The following is an 18,277-nucleotide window of genomic DNA, read 5'->3' as shown; positions in this document are numbered from 1 at the left end:
CTATTATACAGGATTCCAGACGGAAAAAAAGACGCCTCGGTTACAGGCGTCCTGCGAAGTATGATTGCCTTATGACTGTGTCTCCTGAATGGTTCTGATTCTGAAGTGGAAATAATAATGCAGAAAAACAATCATAAACACCATGAACATCTTCCCATAGAGGTTAGGCATGAGAAGTAGAGACAGGAGCATCATGGTGGTGGCGAAGGTTAACAGTGAAATCTTTGTTTTTCGTGTCATGGAGCGATCTTTATAAAAAGACTCCAGATGATTCTTATATAAACTGGTATTCATAAACCAGTGATTGAAGCGATCGGATCCTTTGGCGAAGAAAAAGGATGCCAGAAGAAGAAACGGTGTAGTGGGTAAAACTGGCAGAAGTGCGCCAATGGCACCAAGCCCAAAAAACAGGAACCCTAAAACAATATAGAGTATTTTCAATAAGTATCCTCCTTCCAGCAGAATGTAAAGTGTTATTTACTGAAAAAAGTATGCCATAATTGACACTTCTTGTCAATAAACACTCTGTGTAATTCCCTTTTGTTTCTGACTACGTATCTATCTTAAGAATCAAGAGCATGGTTCATAAATACAAAAAGCAGGTGGATCTTCTATACGGAAGATTCCCTGCTTTCTGATCTAAATGGCTTTAGAATTTTCTTGTATGATCATCCCCAACGGTGTTTGTGAGTTCCGCCAAATGGTCCATCCCTTCTTCCCGAACGGTATAACGTTCTTTTACAGCATACCCGCCTTCAAGAACGGCCAGTTCATCCTCATAGGACTGTACTTTCTCTTTCAGATATCTGATTTTTTTCTTTAGAAGCTTGATTTCCTGGCTTGTGTTCTTCGGATCTCGGTTTTTCAGATCTTCCCAACGTTCTCCCAGCACTTCCTGATCTTTCAGTTTATCATCCATGTCAGCGTCTCCTTTCCATGTGATATTGTAGTACATTCACTGTAGCACATAGGAAAAGACGCACACTGAAATTTTTGTAAACGATTTTTAATTATTTTTTTGTGTATGCGTAGATACAGTCCCGAAGATAGGCAGCGGCTCCTTCTACGGCAGCATCATAAAAGGCTTTGAACCGTTCATCTTCCAAATACATATCCCCCAGTCCCTGATGCGCTTCTACATCATAAACTGGCCAGTACAGCATGAGCCATTCTTTATGGAGCTCTGCCAAAGCTTTGCCTTCTTCTGAATCCGCAGGTACGGTTCCAGTGAGCGTTTTCAGTTTCTCCAAAATTTCTGAAGAGAGAACTTCTGCCCTATCGTGCTGCTCCTTTGAGCTTCCCATATATTTGGCATTGGATTTTTCCACCATATCGTCTCCGTATTTTTCGCGGATCTCCTTGCCATATTTTTCCTCATTTTCTTTCAGCTTTTTTTCTTTGAATCCTTGAAACTTATCTTTGTCTTTCATTCTGATCCTTCCTTTCTCTTCTTCTAAACTCTGTTTGAGATTCTCCAGCAGCAGATCAATCTGATGCCTTTTCTGAAGCAGTTTCTCATAATGGCTCCGTAGTGCTTCTTCCCGGTTGAAAGCATCATCCACAAGGACTTTCCGGATGTCATCCAAGGGAAGCTCCAGCTCTCTGTAAAACAGAATCTGCTGCAGGGTGTTGATTTCGTTCGGCCCATAAATCCGGTACCCATTGGATCGGACTTTTAACGGCCGAAGCAGTCCAATTTCATCATAATACCGCAGGGTACGCGTGCTGATGCCAGACATTCTGGCTACTTCATTGATGCTGTATTCCAAACTGCCACCTCCTTGTTCCTATCATAAACCTTTACGTAACGTGAATGTCAACTGCTTATTTCTCTCTGATCTCCTGAAATGACCGAAATGAAGATAGAAAAAAAGACCCTTCATCGGGTCTAGATGGAAAAGTATAGAAAAGCCATGAGGAGAAACGGTCCAATAAACCAGGACAGTCTCTGCATGGTTCGATAAAGCTCTGGAACTTCAATGTCTCCTCTCCATTTCAGGTTCTTCAGCCGGAAGAAAAAATCCGGAAAAGCGATGTCAATGAAAAGGGACAACAGAATGAGGCCACCAAGAAAGAGTACGGGCAACGTGCCTCGGCTTCTCTCCCGTAAGCCGGCAGCAATAAGCACCACCAGTACAGGATCTGGTTTTTCGATGCCATAGGGCTCCACTGCAACGGGCATATAGGTGTAGGCATCGATGGTTTCACCATTTTCAGTGCGGATCCCCTCAGAACCAAGGGTACCGCTTAATAAAAGATGGTTGCTCCCGTCGAAAAGCCTGAACGTTTCCTCTAAGTGGGCGCCTTCCAAAAGATACTCCGAAGTGAACTCCTCTCCGGTGACTTCAATAAAGGTATCATCACCGGACAGCGGGATCAGTTTCAGAGTCATATTTTCATTTTCTATTTTGCCTTCAAAGCTTCTTTCCTTCTCACCTGTTGGCTTCTCCATTTCACTGAGGTAATGGCCATAATAGTCCAAACCGGTCTCAAAGAAATAATCCATATAAAAATAGAGGAAAATGCTTAATAGGATAAAAATCGGAATCAGAAGATACCGAACTTGTTTTATATTTTTGTCTGCTAATTTCATAATTCATTCCTTCATAACTTCTTTACAACTCAATTAGTATATCATATTTTATATAAGAAAGAAAATACTTCTTTCTTATGAGACTCAATAAGGTATACCGTTATAAAGTTAGAATCATGATTGGCGCCAACTTTCTGTCAGTGTCCAAAGTGTTGGGTGCCAAGGAGCACCTGGTATCCTTTATAATAAGGCCCGCCTCTTCTGGTACGGACTACACCGATGCCCACATAATTATGAAGGGTTGTGAGCATCTGGCGGTTGTGCGCTTCAGAGTTCTGCCACCCGGTGAAGAGCTCTACAGCTTCTAAGGAAGCAACGCCTGAAGAGGTCGATATAAACGCCAGATTTTCAGCAATACTGTTGTACTTTAGACCCAGCTGATTCCACAGAAGATCATCAAAGGGTTTTCCACCAAAATTGGGATTGTCGTGGCTGAAATAGTCATGCTGGAGCATTGCCAGGGATTTGTACCTGGCTGTCTGGTGAAGATCTTCCCGATAGGCCATTTCATATAATCCCTTTTCTCTTCTGTACGCATTCAGGAGTGAAAAGATCTCCATTTCAGCAGCTGCATCAAATGAGTACTCGTAGGTGGCAGGAAGATTGAGAAAAGCTTCTTCAATTCTTCGGCTTGCATAGCTGTCCAAAGGAGAGGATTGCTCCGGATCTACTGCATCTTCCTCCTCTCTCATGGGTTCTGGAAGATATTTACGGATGGAATCCGGTAAAGTTTCTACCCAGTTTTTCACATCCACACTGAGATCTTTAAAAAACGCTTCTACCTTCTCCTCCGCCTCATCCACGAACTCCTCAAATTTCTTCAGGGGTTCATTTTGGGTGGTGCCGCAGGACATCAGAAAGAGGCTCATAAAGAGCAGTGCGAATAAGCTGATTTTTTTGCGGTTCTTCCCCATGGTTCCACCTCCACTTTTTTACAGTATAAACCAGAATTCTGAAAAATCCATGAAGAAGATATTTTTCGGATAGGAGTTCAGCAAAATGAAATTGTGAGAAAATTAAGGAAATTAGAAAGAGGAGAAAGAAAATAACCTGTAATCGTCTTTAAAGGTGAAATTTCAGGTTTGAGAAGTACGGTCCGTCCAGGTAAAATAAAAGTACGAAGAGGATTCCCCTTTTATACAAACCATAGTCCATCTAAGAGAATCAGCTTCGAGAATCTTTCCATACCAACTCTTGAAGAGATAAAGTCCAAAGAGCTTTATTTCAAAAGATACAGCATCGAAGGATTCGCTGGGTAGCTTAATTGCAGAGTCTCGAGTCTATAAGAAGATACGTGAAAGGTATCGTGGTTAGACAAGAAACAATTAAGTTATACCAAAAAAGAAAGGAGTGTACCATCATAAGTACACCAACCAACCAGACTCCGCTAGGATGGCCTCTTCTCTAATCAATGGCTTTACGTTTTATAAAGCAGATTGAGTAGTGAATGCCATCCTAGCACTGTCTTGAAAAAATGAATTTGCCTCGCAAAACTCCTTAAAAGAAGAACGGATGCGTAAACCCCCTGGGGCTGCATCCGTTCTTTTATTTGCTGTTTTCTGGTGAGTAGCTTACGCTCTATTGACCATAAGCCGTTAAAAACCGCTGCACCTTTTCCACGACATAACCGCTGAGTCCGCGGTCTTTCACGTCTTCCACCATCATGGTGGTGATAAAAGGCCTGCTTTCGGACTCTTCGATGACTGAGAACCAGCCCAGGGTGAGATAGCTGTCTCCACTGCCCACTTCTGCTGTTCCTGTCTTCCCATAAAGAACCCTTCCTGGAAGATTTGCCATATGACCTGAACCTTCTGGCTGCACAATGACATCCCTCATGTAGGATTTTACAGTTTCTGCTGTTTCTTCCTTGATGACTGTGGTCTCTCTAGGTCGTCTTTCTTCGTTCACAATCATAAGCTCCTTCAGAATTCCTCCATCGGCAATGGCGGTGTACGCTCTTGGAAGAGTCAGGGCATTAAAGAGCATCTGCCCCTGTCCGTATCCGGTATCGGCCAGTCTGATCTCAGATGAAAGAGTGCCATCATTGGAGACCTGTGACGTCATGAACCCAAGACCTGTTGAATCTTCCTCTCCTATACCGAAGCGTTCAAGACCCTTGATGAGATTTTCTTCTCCAATCTTCAGCGCGGTCTGTGCAAAATAGATGTTGTCTGAGTAGATCATGGCCGTTCTAAGATCCACGGGAATTCCAGGAGACTGGATCCTTCGGACGCTGTAGCTGCCCCAGGAGCTGTCCTTCTGCCAGGTGTCTCCCGTGCCTGAGATGGTGTCGTTGGGATCAAAGTCCTGTGTTTCCAGGGCAATGGCCGCTGTGAGAGGCTTTACCACGGAACCGGGCGCGTACAGTCTTGTGTACCGGTTGAGAAGCGGCTTGTCCGGATTCTCCTGCAGTGCGGTGTACTCCTCCTGACTGAGTCCCAGCACAAAGGCATTGGGGTCGTAGCTTGGAGCGTTCACCAGTGCAAGAACTTCTCCGGTTTTATAGTCCACAAGACTGGCTGTTCCTCTGTCTTCTCCCAGTTCTTTCAAAAGGGCCATCTGGGCATCGATGTCGATATGAAGATGGAGATCTTTTCCTTTGGCTTCTCCCATGACTTTCAAAGTTTCTTTCACTTTTCCGGCGGCATCCAGAATATGCACACTTCTGGAGACTTCCCCTCTCAGATCTTCCTCGTAAAGGGATTCAAGGCCGGAGCGTCCCACTCTTGTGTCCAGGGGGAATCCTTCTGGTTTCAGCTGTTCGTATTCTTCTTGACTCACCAGACCCACATATCCCACCAGGTGTGCTGCCGCTTCCTTATAGGGATATACACGGCCTTTGATGACCCGGTAGGTGATGCCCGGATACTGAAGACGAAGGGACTCGAAGGTATCAAGCTCTTCATAAGACACTCTTTTCATATCCACAAAGGTATCCTCTTTCACCCAATCCAGGGACAGCCTTTTTTCAATGTGTTCCACAGAAAGTCCCAGGGCTTCACTGAGAGCCGATACCGTGGCGGGTTTATCGATGATTCTTCCAGGCACTATGCCCACCCAGAGAAGCTCTCCATTTATGGCTAGGCCTTTTCCGTTGCGGTCAAAGATTTCGCCACGCTCTGGCAGCTTCTCCTCCACTTCTATGGTATCGGTGAGCTGATAGTTCCGGTACACAAGAAGCGGATCAAAGGCCAGCCTGTAGGAGTCTTTTTCTTCCTCATCCACTTCTTTCACCAAGGTGGCATCAAAACTGTAGGCAACGGTCTCGTCCTCTTTTTTCATGGACAGATTCACGGGAACCTTCATGGAATCCTTGGACTGCATTTCTTTTTCGATGTCAAAGATCTCCATCCGTGGCTCCAGTTTCGTGTCTGTGAGCGGCACCGTTTCATATAAGCGCTCATAGCGCTCCACGTACTCTTCCTTGTTCAGATTCTGTCTGCTCTCTTCATCCAGCAACTCATACATGGCTTCAAAATCCTGACGCTCAAAGGCACTCTGATATGCATAAAAAGTCTCCATGGGATCGTGGGGCTCTTCCTTCGAGCACCCGGAAAAAATGATGAGTGAAAGGCCCATCAGTACTAACAGTGATTTTTTCATGTGTTATCCTCCGATGTTTCAGTAATGTGTTGTATCCTCTATGGCTCTGTACCATCTGGGTACAGGCACTTCATCCACTAGAAATTCTTCCAGTGTGTTTGCCACCATTTCCTTGACAAAGGAAAGACTCTCCGGAGAATTCTCCAGCGCCCATGGGATGGAACCCACCGCATTGGTCAGGGCATAGAGCTTCCACAAGGCGAAGAACGCCATGGGTGGAGTCCCCTTGAAATAGGCATGGAGAAGACCCTTTGAAAAAGTTCTGCTGGAATGGATGTTCATGGTCATACGGTCAAACTCCTCATAGGGATCTCCGAAGCTGTACCGGTTGAAATCCAGCACCTTCAGTTCATGATCTTCCACCACCATGTTTCCAACGTGGTAATCTCCATGAAGGAGCACGGACGGTCTTCCATCAAGAAGGCTTCTATGGCTGTCGATATATCGGACTGCTTCCAAAAGTCCTGGAAATTGCACCTGATGCTTATAGAACTTTTCGATTTTCAAATCTATTTTTCTGCTGTAGGCTTCAGCTCTCCCCTTCGATCCAGAAAAAGGATCTTGTACCGAATGAATGGAAGACAGTTTCATCCCCGCTTGAAGTCCCAGATCATACTGAATTCCCTCGGCCATATTGGCAAGGATGGGTCTCAGATCTTCGCCGGCTTCGTAGGTATAGAGAATATAGGTCGTTCCTTTCTCCAGTTCTCCGTAAGAAAGCGGTCTGATGATGCCTTTTACCTGAGGAATGGACGAGATGGCTTCATACTCTTTTTTCTGATCTTCCAGTGATTTGTTTCTGCTGATTCTTAAGGTTTTTGTGGTGACGCTTTTTCGAAGAAGGTATTTTTCGTCTTCAGACCACCCTTCTTTCAGCGGTTCCAAGGACCACCCCTGGAAGAGTTCGCGTATCATATCATTTTTCAATCAAACACCTCCCTTCCAGTAAATTATATCATCATTTACTGAAAAATTGAGCGGCATCGGCCATTTGGCCTGATGGATTCCCTGCAAGAAAAAATAGAACCCATGATGAATTCATGGGTCCCAATGGAGAAGACTGTTTTAAGAACATTTTTTACGAACCAAGAATGTCCTGAAGATCCTTTTCCGGTGTCGTAATGGGTTGTAAGCGATACTCCTTCATAAGAAATGCAAGGATATTCGGTGTGACAAAAGCCGGCAGTGTAGGTCCGAGCCTGATGCCCAATACGCCTACATATAGGAGGGCCAGAAGATCCGCCACCGCTTTCTGCTCATACCAGGTGATGATGAGGGAAAGAGGCAGATCGTTCACCGTGACTTTAAGCTTCTCCGCAAGACCTGCGGCAATGCGGATGGCTGAATAACTGTCATTGCACTGTCCCACATCAAGGAGCCTTGGCAGTCCAGCCACTTCGCCAAAATCCAGTTTATTGAACCGGTACTTGCCACAGGCAAGGGTCAGAATAATGGCATCCTTCGGAACACCCAGAGCGAATTTTGTATAGTAGTCTCTGTCAGGTTTTGCACCATCACAGCCGCCGATGACAAAGAAGTGGGAGATCTCGCCGTTTTTAACAGCCTCCAGAATCTTGTCTGCATAGCTTAATGTGGTCTTATGGCCAAAGCCCACTAAAATCTCTTTCACAGGCTCATCTTCTGGAAAGCCCCCCAGCTTGATGGCTTGTTCGATGATCTCACTGAAATCCTTGGTGCCATCTGGGTTTTTCTTCACATGACGGATGCCTTCAAACCCCACCACATTGGTGGTGTAGATCCGGTCTTCATAGCTCTTCATCGGTCTCATGAGACAATTGGTGGTCATCAGAATACATCCAGGAAGATCGGAGAACTCTTTCTGCTGATTCTGCCAGGCTCCTCCATAGTTTCCTACAAGATGCGGATACTTCTTAAGACCGCCATAGCCGTGGGACGGAATCATCTCCCCATGGGTATAGATGTTCACGCCTTTTCCTTCTGTCTGCTGAAGAAGCATTTCCAGGTCTCTCAGATCGTGGCCTGAGATGACGATGAAAGGCCCCTTTTTCACATGCACATTGACCTTATGGGGTGTGGGCGCTTCATAGGTCTCATTATTCGCCTGATCGAGGGTTTCCATGATTTTATAGGAGGTTTCTCCAGCCTTCAGCATCTCTGCCACATAGTCATCTAGACTCAGGCTATCGTCTGTGAGGGCTTCCAGAAGCTCTATGACATTTTTGGACACTTCCTCATTTTCGTATCCTAAAAATCTGGCCTGATGGGCATAAGCAGAGATCCCTTTCAAACCGAGCTTAATGGTTTCCCGAAGACTTCTGATATCCTCATCCAAAGCGTCATCAAAGAAAATACGGGCTCTTGTGGTATCTTCCAGAATCTCCTCTTTTGTTTCACTTAACCGATAGGAGGCCTCCGGGATGGGCAGGACTCTTCCGAGTTTTTTCTCCAGACGGTCTTTCAGCTCTTGGGATTTTTTCAGCTGCAGGTAGTGCTCTTCCGGATCAAAGTTCACATTGGTCAGGGTCATGAAGAGACTGTCTTCCACAAATTCTATGGTCTCCGTCTCGAGCTTCTCTCCTAGATCCATCAGCTGCTTCTGATACGCTGCGATGCCTTTTAGCTGATAGATGAGAAGGTCCTGGAGATTCGCCACTTCAGCAGTCTTTCCACAAACTCCCTGGATGGTGCAGCCTGTTCCTTTGGCCGTTTGTTCACACTGAAAACAGAACATTTTTGTTGTAGCGCGTTCGTCCAAAATAATATCCTCCCTTTGGTTTTGATACTCTCATCATACAAAAGAGGTCAAGGAGAAGGAAGCCTTTCACCCTTTAATTCACAGAATGCTAACAATATTTGATTTTATCGAAGAAAAAATAACAAGGTTTGGGTTTTTCGCCAAACCTTGTGTTTCATTTCCCTCGATCATTCCTTAATACGCCTCGTAAAGATCCCTCAGGCGGATGTTCGGATTTTTAGCCCCTTCCACCATTACATAGGTCATGTAGCGGTGAAGATCCGCAATCTTTTCCTTGGAGATGGTGTTTGACATATACTCATAATAAACCTTCAATCCTCCGGTGCCATCCCCATCCATGACAGTGAGATACAATGGCTGAGAGACTGCTCCATTGCTGTACCATCTGGATTCAATCTCCGGTACGCCTTCGATTTTCATGGGCACTGGCTGGAACGTCAAGGCCGCAGATCTGTATGAGACTCCTGGACTGACTTTCGTGAGGGCATGCTCCACTTCGAACATTTCCATGGGACTGAAATCCGCATGGCGATAGAGCTCATTTTGCTTATCCAGCAGCATATGGAGTCCTTCCAGGAAAGTAATGTCCGGATCCATGATGGTCCGGAAGTGCATGAAATGCACTCGGGTGCCTCCAGTGAGCTTTTCTTCCAAAGTTCCTCTTCTAGCAACAATATTATAGAACGACACGTCACTTTCATAGTCATTGATGTAGGCGAGGTAGGTGCGAAGTCCCATTTGAAAGAGAACTTGAAGACTTGGGAAGCCGTATTCTTTGATGAACTCTGTCATCACATCAATGTCCTCTTTATAGACCCAGTAGAGATCATGGCCTGCCGTGCTTCTCAGATAAAATGCCCCCGCATAGCGGATGCTGTCATCCCCTTTTTTCTTTCTGAATTTTTCCAGAATCTCCCTGCCGTTCACATGGGTGAAGATTGGCTCTTCTCTACTGAACTCGTTTTTCCAGTACGCCAGCGCTTTCTGATACTGCTCAGTCTGCCTGTAGGCGATTTCTTTCTTCAGCACGTCTTCATAGGGTTTCACCGCCTTTGGGTAAGGCTTTCCATCTTTATGCGCATAGTAAATCTGGAAGAGGTCTTTATAGAACATGCTGATGGCCCAGGAGTCCATAATAAGATGGCTGATGACGGAAAAGACACCACCATACCCTTCCGGGGTGGTGACCACATAAAATCTGGCCATGGGCGCGTCGTAGATCTCCAGCTTTTTGGAGGCCAGTTTCAGGAAGGTTCTTTCCATATCCTGTCTTGATTTTCTCTGGAAGTCCAGACGCTCAATGGACTCTACAGAAGGGGCGGAAAAATACTGTTTCGCCTGTTCTTTGTCTTTCATAATGCGGATTCCGAAAGAATCCCATCTGCCGATGGCTTCTTTTAACGACTCTTCCAAAATATCCGGGTCAAGGGCTTCTTTCAGGATGATGGAAGTGGGCACATTGACCACAGACTTATGGATGGCATACTTCCTGGACAGGAAGATGGAGAGCTGGCTTGGGGTTAAAGGATAGTAAATTCGTTCATCCATGACTGATTCTCCTTTTATTATTCTACAGATTTCAAAGACTCTACCATCTTGATGTTCACAAGTTTTCTGTACATGAACAGATTCACAAGGATGCCAAAAACCAAGGTGATAAAGAAGGAATAAAGAAAGCTTTGCAGCGAAATATAGTTGCCGAACATGACGCCTGCCTGCTCGATGGAGGTCATGATGACCCGATGCAGAAAGACACCTAGTAGAAGACCTATCCCACCGCCAAGCACCGTGAGGATCATGTTCTCCCGATACACATACATGGCCACTTCTCTGTTATAGAAGCCCAGCACCTTGATGGTGGCGATTTCCCGAAGCCTTTCGCTGAGATTGATGTTGGTCAGGTTGTAAAGGACCACAAAGGCCAAGAGAGCTGCGCAGAGGATGATGGCATAGACCACAGCATTGAGGCTTACCACAGAATCTTCAAATTTCTCTGAGGCATCACGGTAATAAGCCACAGAGGCCACTTGGGGTAGATCGATGAGGGTTTTTCCCAAAAGGCTTTCGGCTTCTTTGGTGTCGTCACTGAGTTTGATGAGCAGTGCATTGTTTTCGGGTTCCAGCCGGTAGATTTCTTTATAGTAGTCCGGATGGATATAGAGATAGTGGAAGACATAGTTTTCGGTGATTTCCCGAACCAGCACTTTTTTCATGGCGCCATCTCCATTGTCTACGGAAATGGAGTCTCCTTCTTTCACCTGAAGCTCTTTGGCAAGCTTTTCGTTGATGACCACGCCATCTGTGGGAAGGTTGAAACCTTCCTGGCTGGTTCTATGCCTTAACGTCACAAACTCCGTGAAAGCTTCGGGGTCCAAGGGGGAAATCATGGTCACGGCAATGTCTTCCTCTCCTTTTACCGTGGCATTGAGCTGGGCAGCTTTCAGGTAGGAGGAGAGGTGCTCATTCTTCTGAAGAATATTCTCTACTTCCTCTTTCTCCTCACGGGTGGCCACTGCCGTATATTTCATGTTGAGGTTGTATGTGAATATTTCCTGATACTGCCTCACCACCACTTTCCCAATGGAACTGGAAAGGCCAAATCCAGCCACAAGAAGGGCTGCGCATCCGGCAATTCCTGTTACCGTCATAATGAATCTCTTTTTGTAGCGGAAGATATTTCTCATGGTTACTTTCTGGGAAAAAGAAAGCCGTCTCCAGAAACCTGTGATCCTCTCCAACAGGATGGGTTTTCCGAAATACTGCACCTTGGGACGCAGAAGCATCGATGGAACTTCTTTCAGGGAGGTTCTTGTGACAAAGTATGCCGTCAGGGTGATGACAAAGAATCCAAGAAGCACGGTGAAAGCGATGAGCAGGGTCTGCCGGGTCTCCAGCATGGGCGGCAGAGTGTACATCATGGCCCAGGAGTCAAAGATGATCTTTGGAAAGATCTTGATGCCCAGAAAAGACCCTAAGAGACCTCCGGCGATACTTGCAATGGCCGCGTAGTTCACATATTTGAAGGCGATGGCGTTGTTGCTGTAACCCAGTGCTTTGTATGCCCCTATGGTGGCTCTTTGTTCATCCACCATTCGGGTCATAGTCGTAAGGCACACGAGAGAGGCCACGCCAAAAAAGAATACAGGAAACAAGGTAGCGATGGCATCCATCCTGTCTGCGGTGGCGGCGTAATCTGCGTAGCTGTAAAGTTTCATGCGGTCCAGCACATACCAGCTGGGCTTTAACAGCTTCTCAATCTCGTTTTCTGCACGGATGATCTTCTCCCGTCCATCCCGAAGGGCCTCTTCCCCTTCTTTTTTCTTCTCCTCGAATTCCTTTCTTCCAGCCTCATATTCTTTTCTGCCTTCTGCCAGCTCAGTCTCTGCGGCTGCAAACTGGATTTCAGCATTTCTTTTTTCTGTGGCCAGCTGACTTTTGGCGTTGGCCAGATCCTTCTCTGCGGTATCCAGCTGTTTTTTAGCGCTGGCCAGCTGGTTTTCTGCACTGACCATCTGGCTCTGAGCATAATCGTTGAGTCCTGTGATGGTATTGATGCCTTCATTAGTCGTGCTGATCAGCTCATTCAGAGTGGCCAGCTGATTGCTTAAAGATTCCAGCTCTTCTGGGCTTGATGCGTTCTGTATCATTTCTGTCACAGCCTGGCGCTGCGTGATGGCATCTGCCTGAACATTCTTCAGGGAGTTGGAAGCGTCATTCAGCTGAGCAAGATCATCACCATACTCTTCCTTTGCCTGGTTGTACTCACGAAGACCCTCATTGTACTCATTCTGGGCACTGGCCAGAGCTCTTTCGCCGTCTCTGATTTGGGATTCTGCATCTGCCACACGCTCCGCATAGTTCTTTTTCTCGGTCTCCAAGGTGGCTTCCCCTTCCACCAGCTGATCCCTGGCATCGGTAAGCTCTTTTTCCGCTGCCGCAATCTCCTTGTTATAGTTCTCTTCTTCCTTTGCTAGGGTATCTCTGGCTTCTGCAAGCTTCTTCTCCGCTTCTTTCTTGATATCGTCCAGTCTCAGAATGGCCCGGTCTGCACCTAGATTCTCCAGCTTGTTTCTCACAAGCTCCACTTTACGTTCATAGGCACTGGAATAGGAATTCAGCTCTTTTGCGCCATCCACTTCCACCAGGATCTCCAGATACACCGGATAGAGAAACTCTTCTTCCGAGATCATCATAAAAAAGTTCACCTTGCCACTGCCGATATCCGTGGCATCTTTGTCGAAGGTCAGGTAATAAGGAGATTCCGCTTTGCCCACCACAGTGAAAGAAGTGGATTTCAGTTTATCCGAAAGATCCTCTTTCTTTCCGGAGGACACTTCAATGACATCACCGATTTCAAGTCCCAAGGGAAAGTTCTTATTTTCTTCTATGATGCATTCTCCTTTACCCTCTGGGAGCCTTCCTGATAAAAGTTTGGGCTCATTAAGATAGACTCCGCTGGTGTCTTTGGGCAGAGAATGGATGCGAAACACCATTTCATTGGAGCCGATGGTGGCCACCACATCCTGAAAATAGGATGTCTGAGCCTTTTTTACGCCTTCCACCTCTTTCACCGCAGTGAGATCCTCCTCTACAAAGCCCATGGTGGAAAGAAGTCTGAGATCCATCATGTTGTATTCATCATAGTACTGGTCCGCGGTATATTTCATGTTGGGGGCTGCTGTTTTGATGCCGGCGAAAAATGCAGCACCAATGGCGACGATGGTGAAAATGGATAAAAAGCGCCCAGGGTATTTTACGATCTGTCTGATGGCGTCTTTCAGGAGTGACTTTTTCATTTTTACCACTCGATCCTTTCGATCCCCACAGGATGTGCATTCTCCATGATACTGTCCACAAGGCCGCTCTTAACTTTAATCACCTGATCGCCCATGGGAATCAGCGCCAGGTTGTGGGTGATGACCACCACAGTGATCTCTCTTTCTTTGCAGGTTTCCTGCAGAAGCTTCAAGATGGAGCGTCCTGTTTCATAGTCTAAGGCCCCTGTGGGCTCATCACAAAGAAGAAGCTTCGGATTCTTGGCCAAAGCCCTGGCAATGGCCACTCTTTGCTGTTCTCCTCCGGAAAGCTGAGATGGAAAATTCTTCTTGCGGTCTGAAAGTCCAACACCTTCAATGACTTCATCCACATTGAGAGGATTATGACCGATTTGAGAAGCCAGCTCGATGTTTTCTTTCGCTGTGAGGTTTTGCACAAGATTGTAGAACTGGAACACAAATCCTACGTCATACCGCCTGTAAGCCACCATTTCTTTCTGGCTGAAGGTGCTAAGATCCTTCCCATAAACCACAACTTTTCCTGATGTCAATGTATCCATCCCGCCAAGAATATTCAAAATGGTGCTCTTGCCTGCGCCTGAAGCACCGGCAATGATGACAAACTGTCCTTTTTTTATGGTGAAATCCACCCCTGCCAAGGCTTCTATATCGTATTCGCCCATTCTGTACACTTTCTTGACCTGTTCGAATCTGATGGTGTCTTCCATAGTTCTCATCCTTCCTAAGATAGAATAAATTTCACAATCTCCAAAGAGTTCAGCCTTCGTTTTCTGCAAAGAAAGCAGACCGAAATGATAAATTCTTCACAATAATCCAAAAAATAAAATTGGGCTTCCTTCAGGTCGCTTTCTATGCCGTTCTCTCCGAAATAAAAGCCTGTATTTCTGAAGTCATAGGAAAGGCCCGTCCCAAGGGCCTTTCCATAGGCCTCCTTTAAGGTGAAGTACTTTAGTAAAGCTTCATCTTTGTTCTGCATCCTCTGATACCAGTAATCTTCCTTCTCCCCCAGTATCCTCTTTTCTACAAACAGATCCCTGGGTCTTCGGTACTCAGCGTCAATACCCACTGGGCAGGAAGATAGCGAAACCCCTAGAAGTCCTTTGGTTTGTGTTGTGCTGAGATGGATTTCTTCATGGTTTCTAAGATAAAGAGATCCGGTGGAGGAAGCTTCTACGTCCTTTATTGGGAGTCCATATTCCCTCTGAAGTCCAAAGGAAATCAGCCTCTTTTTCAGATCTTTCAGCTCCTCTGGACTTTTCTTTTCTTCTTCCAGAAGTCTTAGCAGATAAATCAACGGATCATCTTGGACTTGATGTAAGCATCCAGTTCTCCAAGGGTTTCCAGGTTTTTCAGTTCACGCTCATTGATGTCAATCCCCAGTTCCGATTCTAATCTGCCGATGATGCTGATGAAATCATAAGAGTTCAGATGAAGATCACGGACAGGATTGGTCTCTTCTGTGAGGTCATTCTCGTCCACCTCCACATATTCCATGATGAGATTAGTGATGATACTTAACATGGGATAACGCCTCTCTTTCTATACAATATCGTTTGATTTTCTTGGTGGAGGTTTTCTCAAATTCACATTCACGGAGCTCCACATCATGAATACGCTTATAAACGGAGAGTTTGTGGTTCAGTTTTGAAATGTCTTCTTTTAGAATCTTCTTTACTTCATCCACTCCTTTTTCAATGAGAAACTGATCTTCCACATAAGCTTCCGCCATGATCATGACCTCGTTCCTTTCTGGAGAAAGCGGTGCATATACCACCACTTCTTTCACGTAAGCCAGATGATCCAGAATATACTCTTCCAGCTCTTCAGGATGTACATTTTTACCATTGGCCAGGATGATGAGATTTTTTTCTCTGCCTGTGATATATAGGGCTCCTTTTCGGTCCAGGTATCCCAAATCACCGGTCTTGAACCAGCCGTCTGCAGTGAAGGTTTTCCTTGTAGATACGGGATCCTTGTAGTATCCCATCATGACATTGTCCCCCTGGACCTGTATCTCCCCAATGCCATCTTCGTCGGTGTCGACAATGCGGACCAGATTATCCGGGATGACAAACCCTACAGATCCTGCGATGTTTTTCATGGTGCAGTTTGTGGCAATGAGTGGAGCGCATTCTGTGATGCCATAGCCGTTGTAGACAGAAATGCCAATGTCCTCAAACCCCTTCACAATATCAGGCCGCAAGGGTGCACCGCCACAGACAATGGTTTGAAGATTTCCTCCAAGACTCTCCATGATGGGTTTGAAAAAGAGTTTTCTCTGGTCTATGCCCACTTTCCGGATGAGGTTGCTGAACCAGATGCCATATTGGAGATGTTTGGTGAGGTTGTTCTTCTCCGCCTCTTTCCAGATGTTCTTGTAAAGGGACTCCACGATCATGGGCACCATCAGGGTCATCCCTGGCTGGAAGATCATCAGATTGTCCTTCACATGTTTGATGCTGTCGTTGAAGCAGAGGGTGATACCCCCGTACAGGCAGCCAAGGACATGAAGATTGAATTCATAAGTGTGATTGATGGGAAGAACCGAGAAAGACACTTTAGAAAATCTGAACATGGAGAAAGCAGAGTGAATCACCGTTAAAATATTTTTATGGCTGAGGATGACCCCTTTATTGACGCCGGTGGTGCCTGAGGTGAATAAAATTGCAGCCATTTTATTCCGGTCAATGGGTAAGGTCTTATACCTCCGATCTCCACTGTTGATGAGGCTTCTTCCTTCCTGCAAAAGATCTAAGATGGAAATGCTCCCCATCTTTGTGCCGTACATGCTGATGTTGATAAACGTCCTTACTTCAGGACAGCTGCCTTTGAGCTCTTCCACATCATCTGAAAGGAGTTCAGAATAGAGCAGCACCTCCGCATCACTCTTGCAGATGAGTTTAAGAAGCTCTTCTTTTGACAGCTCTTTATCCAATGGAACAATAACACCCAGTCCCATGGAGACAGCCATATAACTGACCACATAGCTGTAAGAACTCTCACCGACGATGGCAAAGTGCTTTCCCAGCAGTCCTCTCTCCAGTAGACTGGTTCCCAGTGCATCCACATCTTCTCTCAGCTGCACAAAGGTATAGCTGTGCAGGTTTCTTTCCGGATCCAGTTCTTTGTAAGCGAAGTCCAGACCGTATTTTTTCTCGGATCTTTCCAGAAGATCCCGCAGTGTATGAATATAGTCTGTTTCGTAATAGTTTCTCAGCATAAGATCTCCTCCTCGGGTGCAAGGTTTGTTCTCCAGTGAATGATATCTGTCATCAAGTCAGTTACATTATATAAACTTTCGATAAATAATTCTATATTTATTTGAATATTTATTAATAATTTACATAATTCGACAGGTCACTAAATAAATTTATTGACTATATTTATCAATGTCTAAAAAAGTAAAGTATTGTTAAAATTTTAATAGTAAACACAGATATTGGAGTACTCATAGGTATAGACAGTCCATGGAAAAAGTATGTGGATTGAAAATATTTGAATGTCAAAGCTTTCTGGAAGAATTAAACACATATGTATATTTTTTCAGAAAGCCGTTTCTATTCCCCTTTCAGATAAAAACAGACAAAAAAAATCAAGGCAAACACCTTGATTCTGCTACTATTGCAAATTTTTCTATAGTTCATCCCAACGAACCTTGTCCATTCGCTCCCTGATTTTTTCATCTCCTATAAAAACATTCATATTTCCGCCCTGCATGGCATAGGTTTCCTTCACAATTCCGCCGCTTTTTCGGACAAAATTGCCGATGTAGTCATGGACTTTCACGCTGTTTTTGAAGTCCGGAGAAGCCTGGAAGGTGATAATGTATACTTCTTTTTTCTGGAAATCCGCTTTCGGATCTCTCACAAAGGCATTCATGGCAGGAACAGACTTGCTGGCCCAGATGGGAAACATAAGATAAAGACGGTCCGCGTCTTCTGCAGCCTCCCAGGGTGAACCCAAGAGGGTTGTCTTCTTTCTGAAGATGGCTTGAAAGACATTTCCTGTCTTCTCTTCTTTCAGCTCCACAAGTTCCGCGTTGAGCTTTTCTGACAGAAGCTCCGCTGCTGCCTTTGTGTTGTTTGATAAGGAATAATAAACGATCACCGTTTTCATCTTGGTACACCCTTCTTTCATTTCATCTTTTTGCCTTCATAGATCAGTTCAGATCCAGCAGATCCTTGGCCTTTTTCATGCCTTCTATGGTTTCCGTGATGACATGATCCAGGTCCATTCCCAGCATCTTCGCTCCGGATTTGATGACATCCCGGTTGACCCCTTGAGCAAAACTGGCTGCTTTGAATTTCTTCTTCACGCTTTTCAGTTCCAGCACGGAAATGGATCTGTCCGGTCTCATGAGTACAGTGGCATAGATGAGCCCTTTGACACTCCCACAGCTAAAGCAATGGGATTCTTGGGTGATTAAACGCCAGTCTGTTTCCAGTAGGCGAGTATGACCCCAAGCTGAGGGCATGCCATTGCCCCTCCTAAGACAGTACATTTAGTATCTTAGGCTGATAGACTTTTACCATCTATCACAGGTGCTTT

General features: G+C 45.4%; 17 protein-coding genes. 1 reads left to right on the top strand and 16 read right to left on the bottom strand.

Annotation, left to right across the window (positions count from 1 at the left end):
- Positions 1–69 precede the first annotated feature (69 nt).
- From T487_RS0106775 to T487_RS15855, 5 genes are all read right to left on the bottom strand, one after another.
- Positions 70–441: a YbaN family protein gene (locus T487_RS0106775; RefSeq protein WP_031575655.1), complete on the bottom strand. Its 372-nt coding sequence runs from the start codon at positions 439–441 to the stop codon at positions 70–72.
- Between the two features lie 208 nt (positions 442–649).
- Entirely contained in the window at positions 650–919 is a 270-nt protein-coding gene (locus T487_RS0106770; RefSeq protein ID WP_031575652.1) for a hypothetical protein, read from the bottom strand.
- Between the two features lie 91 nt (positions 920–1,010).
- Complete coding sequence (locus T487_RS0106765; RefSeq protein WP_031575650.1) at positions 1,011–1,769, bottom strand: MerR family transcriptional regulator; 759 nt, start codon at positions 1,767–1,769, stop codon at positions 1,011–1,013.
- A gap of 119 nt (positions 1,770–1,888) precedes the next feature.
- Positions 1,889–2,593, bottom strand: coding sequence for a hypothetical protein (locus T487_RS0106760; protein ID WP_031575648.1), 705 nt, complete (start codon positions 2,591–2,593; stop codon positions 1,889–1,891).
- Positions 2,594–2,730: 137 nt separating this feature from the next.
- Positions 2,731–3,507, bottom strand: a complete 777-nt coding sequence (locus T487_RS15855) for a CAP domain-containing protein (RefSeq protein ID WP_031575645.1) — start codon at positions 3,505–3,507, stop codon at positions 2,731–2,733.
- A gap of 168 nt (positions 3,508–3,675) precedes the next feature.
- Here T487_RS15855 and T487_RS16410 point away from each other — a divergent pair, with 168 nt between their 5' ends.
- Positions 3,676–3,852, top strand: coding sequence for a hypothetical protein (locus T487_RS16410; RefSeq protein ID WP_155953251.1), 177 nt, complete (start codon positions 3,676–3,678; stop codon positions 3,850–3,852).
- A gap of 319 nt (positions 3,853–4,171) precedes the next feature.
- Here T487_RS16410 and T487_RS0106745 read toward each other — a convergent pair whose 3' ends face one another.
- From T487_RS0106745 to T487_RS0106695, 11 genes are all read right to left on the bottom strand, one after another.
- Positions 4,172–6,196: a penicillin-binding transpeptidase domain-containing protein gene (locus T487_RS0106745; RefSeq protein ID WP_031575643.1), complete on the bottom strand. Its 2,025-nt coding sequence runs from the start codon at positions 6,194–6,196 to the stop codon at positions 4,172–4,174.
- Between the two features lie 18 nt (positions 6,197–6,214).
- Complete coding sequence (locus T487_RS0106740; RefSeq protein WP_031575642.1) at positions 6,215–7,123, bottom strand: phosphotransferase family protein; 909 nt, start codon at positions 7,121–7,123, stop codon at positions 6,215–6,217.
- Between the two features lie 151 nt (positions 7,124–7,274).
- Positions 7,275–8,909 carry a hydroxylamine reductase gene (gene hcp / locus T487_RS0106735; RefSeq protein WP_031575640.1) on the bottom strand — a complete coding sequence of 545 codons (1,635 nt, stop codon included), beginning with the start codon at positions 8,907–8,909 and terminating at the stop codon, positions 7,275–7,277.
- 198 nt (positions 8,910–9,107) lie between these two features.
- The gene (locus T487_RS0106730; RefSeq protein WP_031575638.1) at positions 9,108–10,481 is read right to left on the bottom strand and encodes a condensation domain-containing protein; all 1,374 of its coding nucleotides are present in this window, start codon (positions 10,479–10,481) and stop codon (positions 9,108–9,110) included.
- 17 nt (positions 10,482–10,498) lie between these two features.
- Positions 10,499–13,729 carry an ABC transporter permease gene (locus T487_RS0106725; protein WP_031575637.1) on the bottom strand — a complete coding sequence of 1,077 codons (3,231 nt, stop codon included), beginning with the start codon at positions 13,727–13,729 and terminating at the stop codon, positions 10,499–10,501.
- Positions 13,730–13,731: 2 nt separating this feature from the next.
- Positions 13,732–14,436: an ABC transporter ATP-binding protein gene (locus T487_RS0106720; protein ID WP_031575635.1), complete on the bottom strand. Its 705-nt coding sequence runs from the start codon at positions 14,434–14,436 to the stop codon at positions 13,732–13,734.
- A gap of 14 nt (positions 14,437–14,450) precedes the next feature.
- Positions 14,451–15,023, bottom strand: a complete 573-nt coding sequence (locus T487_RS0106715; protein ID WP_031575633.1) for a 4'-phosphopantetheinyl transferase family protein — start codon at positions 15,021–15,023, stop codon at positions 14,451–14,453.
- Positions 15,020–15,250 (bottom strand): acyl carrier protein, encoded by a 231-nt coding sequence (locus T487_RS0106710; protein WP_031575631.1) that lies wholly within the window; start codon positions 15,248–15,250, stop codon positions 15,020–15,022. The genes T487_RS0106715 and T487_RS0106710 overlap by 4 nt, the downstream gene beginning before the upstream one ends.
- The gene (locus T487_RS0106705) at positions 15,231–16,949 is read right to left on the bottom strand and encodes an AMP-binding protein (RefSeq protein WP_051651568.1); all 1,719 of its coding nucleotides are present in this window, start codon (positions 16,947–16,949) and stop codon (positions 15,231–15,233) included. The genes T487_RS0106710 and T487_RS0106705 overlap by 20 nt, the downstream gene beginning before the upstream one ends.
- 413 nt (positions 16,950–17,362) lie before the next feature.
- A complete protein-coding gene (locus T487_RS0106700) occupies positions 17,363–17,845 on the bottom strand; it encodes a flavodoxin family protein (RefSeq protein ID WP_031575627.1) in 483 nt (160 codons plus the stop codon).
- A gap of 43 nt (positions 17,846–17,888) precedes the next feature.
- The gene (locus tag T487_RS0106695; protein WP_051651567.1) at positions 17,889–18,203 is read right to left on the bottom strand and encodes a hypothetical protein; all 315 of its coding nucleotides are present in this window, start codon (positions 18,201–18,203) and stop codon (positions 17,889–17,891) included.
- Positions 18,204–18,277: the final 74 nt, after the last annotated feature.

Origin of the sequence: Proteiniclasticum ruminis DSM 24773 (assembly GCF_000701905.1) — a bacterium.
Taxonomy (GTDB): Bacteria; Bacillota; Clostridia; order Clostridiales; family Clostridiaceae; genus Proteiniclasticum; species Proteiniclasticum ruminis.
This window is presented reverse-complemented; position numbering and strand designations above follow the sequence as displayed.